This is a genomic window from Arthrobacter sp. JCM 19049, assembly GCF_001310435.1.
This window is the reverse complement of the sequence record NZ_BAXF01000295.1, coordinates 1-2,707: the sequence shown is the minus strand read 5'-3', so window position 1 is coordinate 2,707 and position 2,707 is coordinate 1. Positions and strand designations below refer to the sequence as shown.

The 2,707-nt window shown below is 64.4% G+C and carries 6 protein-coding genes; 2 read left to right on the top strand and 4 right to left on the bottom strand.

The features are described from left to right. Nucleotides 1-190: 190 nt before the first annotated feature. The 4 genes from JCM19049_RS20440 to JCM19049_RS20430 form a co-directional block, all read right to left on the bottom strand. Nucleotides 191-349, bottom strand: coding sequence for a DUF6069 family protein (locus tag JCM19049_RS20440; RefSeq protein WP_279403033.1), 159 nt, complete (start codon nt 347-349; stop codon nt 191-193). After that, nucleotides 277-621 (bottom strand): DUF6069 family protein, encoded by a 345-nt coding sequence (locus JCM19049_RS11180; RefSeq protein WP_054821629.1) that lies wholly within the window; start codon nt 619-621, stop codon nt 277-279. The genes JCM19049_RS20440 and JCM19049_RS11180 overlap by 73 nt, the downstream gene beginning before the upstream one ends. A gap of 224 nt (nt 622-845) precedes the next feature. Next, the gene (locus JCM19049_RS20435) at nt 846-1,274 is read right to left on the bottom strand and encodes an HAD hydrolase-like protein (RefSeq protein WP_279403032.1); all 429 of its coding nucleotides are present in this window, start codon (nt 1,272-1,274) and stop codon (nt 846-848) included. 30 nt (nt 1,275-1,304) lie between these two features. After that, nucleotides 1,305-1,526 (bottom strand): hypothetical protein, encoded by a 222-nt coding sequence (locus JCM19049_RS20430; RefSeq protein ID WP_279403031.1) that lies wholly within the window; start codon nt 1,524-1,526, stop codon nt 1,305-1,307. Nucleotides 1,527-1,760: 234 nt separating this feature from the next. Here JCM19049_RS20430 and JCM19049_RS23515 point away from each other — a divergent pair, with 234 nt between their 5' ends. Continuing rightward, a complete protein-coding gene (locus JCM19049_RS23515; protein WP_279403030.1) occupies nt 1,761-2,114 on the top strand; it encodes a cation:dicarboxylate symporter family transporter in 354 nt (117 codons plus the stop codon). After that, complete coding sequence (locus tag JCM19049_RS23510) at nt 2,054-2,665, top strand: cation:dicarboxylate symporter family transporter (protein ID WP_279403029.1); 612 nt, start codon at nt 2,054-2,056, stop codon at nt 2,663-2,665. The genes JCM19049_RS23515 and JCM19049_RS23510 overlap by 61 nt, the downstream gene beginning before the upstream one ends. Nucleotides 2,666-2,707: the final 42 nt, after the last annotated feature.

Sequence of the window (2,707 nt, the reverse complement as noted above, 5' to 3'; positions counted from 1 at the left end):
GTCCACCCCGGCGCCGGCGGCGCGGGCCACCAGGCGGGCCACGGCGTCAATGTCGACCCGTTTCCCCGCCATCGGCACCAATGGAAAAGCGGACAGTCCCGCAAACTTCATCGTCTCCCCCTCGCTGTGCGCGTTCTGGGGTCTACGTTAACTGAAGCCGTAGGACTGCCCGCTGTTTATGGCCGGCTGGTTACCGCAACGCGTAGGCCGGGACCGGCTGGTTGTTGTTCGTGCGGCGGACCGCCACGAACCAGGCTGCCGCCACCACCAGGTGCATCAGGGCCAGGGCAATGCCGGTGGCCGCGTCGGTGGCGTGCAGGATCGGGTTGATGATGGAGACGACGGCCACGATCGCGCAAGCCACTGGGCGATGCGGCAGAAGCCCGGCTTGGCGCTGCCGATGGCGAAGGTAAGCAGCCCCAGGATCATGATCGGTGCGAGGGTGAAGCCCAGAACCTGCGCGAACTGCACGTGGTCCACCAGGCCGCCGTTGAACACCATGGAACCGCCGGCGGATTCACTGACGAAGAAGACGATGACGTTCAGGTAGGCGGCACCCAGGGCCAAGATCAGGACCTGGACGAAGTTGAAGGGGCTTTTGTACTGGATTTCAGCACCCATCGGCTGAATTCCTCCTCGGATAGTTGAAGATTGACAACTGATTCTACTTCCAGTAGAAGCCCACAGGAAATACGGGAAGCACGTGAAATAAGCGACATTTTTGCTCCTTCACCGTCACAACGCGGTGCTTTCTACGCGGATGCGGCCGAGGATTCGTCCCTTTGGGGCGGGCGGGTTCCCGTTAAGGTCACCCACCGGCTCGGGCGCGGCGTCGGAAGTGTTCCCTAGACGCTGACCGTATCCAGCGAGGCGAGGTACTTGGGCAGGTCCTTGACCCCCTCCAGCACGGCATCATGCGGCTGCTCTTCCAGCTCGGCGCGCTGCAGCTTGCCGGTCAGCACACCCACCGCGTGCACCCCGGCGTTGCGGGCGGCCAGCAGGTCGTTGATGGTGTCCCCGGCAGCCAGCACGCGGGCCACGGTCTGGACCCCGGTCTGCTCCATGGCGCCGTGGATCATGTACTGGGCCTGACGACCGGCGGCACCTCGACGGCGGGCTGCGCTGGGACGTCCCGTAGTTCGCGCGCAACGCGTACTCCACACCGGGCAGCGCGGTGGGGGATTCTGGGTGTAGTAGCTCAGCCGCAGTCCCCGGAAGCGTTCGAGGGGCTTGTCCACCTGCCGGGGCTCCGGTTCACCGCCATCCAGGCGCATCAGCCGTGATCGTCTCACGCTTTTCCGAGGCTATCCAGATGGGCAGGTCATCGGCTTGAGACTGGTGGGGGCCGGTGCATCAGGCTGCTGATCAAGCAGTCCATCAAGTCCTTCCAGTTCGACGCGATGCTCACCCAAATCATCATTGTGCTGGTGCTGATCATCGTGGTCGACCAGGCCTCGGGGTTCATCCGCAAGAAGCTGAGCCAGTAACCGCATCACCACACCGCAAGACAAGAGGGTCCGCGCCACCGCCCGGACCCTCTTGTCTTCCGTGAGGTGCCGGTGGCTCGCGAGCGGTCGGCTTTCAAGCAGGGGCCCTGACGCTATAACATGACTGGGGCGTGGGCTGCACCACAACCTGCAGACCAGTGCTGCGCGCCGCGATCATCACGACCGAAGGATCCCCATGAAGATACTGAAATCGATCCCCCTGCTGGGCTGGATCATCATCGCCATCATCCTTGCGTGGTGACCGGACCGATCATGCCCGAATGGCTGGGTGGGCTGTTTCTGACCTACAACTCGATCTTCTCCGGGTTCCTGGGCTTCATTGTTCCGCTGATCATCCTGGGCCTGGTCATGCCGGCCATCGCCGAACTGGGCAAGGGCGCCGGCAAGTGGCTGGGCATCACCGCGGTGATCGCCTACGGGTCGACCATCACTGCCGGGCTGCTAGCTACTTCGTCAGCCGCTGGCTGTTCACCCCGGCGCTTTCCGGCGGCGGGCTGGAGGAGTTCGGGGAGGAGTCCGGTTCCGGGTTCACCCCCTTCATCACCGTGGTCGCTAGCGCCGGCGACTCGGCCACCGAGATCGTCCTGCCCCCGGTCATCGACGTGATGAGCGCGCTGGTGCTCGCGTTCGTCATCGGCGTGGGCCTAACCGCCTTCCACTCCAAGGTGCTCTTCCGCGGGGCGGTCGAGTTCCGCACCATCATTGAGTCCGTCATCCGGCGCATCATCGTCCCGGCGCTGCCGCTGTTCATCTTCGGCATCTTCATGGACCTGTCGGCCAGCGGGTCGGCGGTCACCGTGATCACCAAGTTCCTGCTGGTCGCCCTGGTCTCCTTCGGGCTGACCCTGGTCATCCTGATCCTGCAGTACACCATCGCCGGCTCGGTCGCCGGACGCAACCCGTTCAAGGCGCTGTGGAACATGCGCGACGCCTACTTCACCGCCCTGGGCACCTCCTCCTCGGCCGCCACCATCCCGGTGACCCTGGATTCGACGAAGAAGAACGGCGTGAACGATTCCGTGGCCGGGTTCGTGGTGCCGCTGTGCGCCACCATCCACCTGTCCGGTTCGATGATCAAGATCACCTGCTTCTCCATCGCGGTGCTGCTGCTGACCGGCGGGAACGTCTCCTTCGGCGCCTACCTGCCTTCATCCTGATGCTCGGCGTCATGATGATCGCCGCCCCGGGCGTCCGGGCGG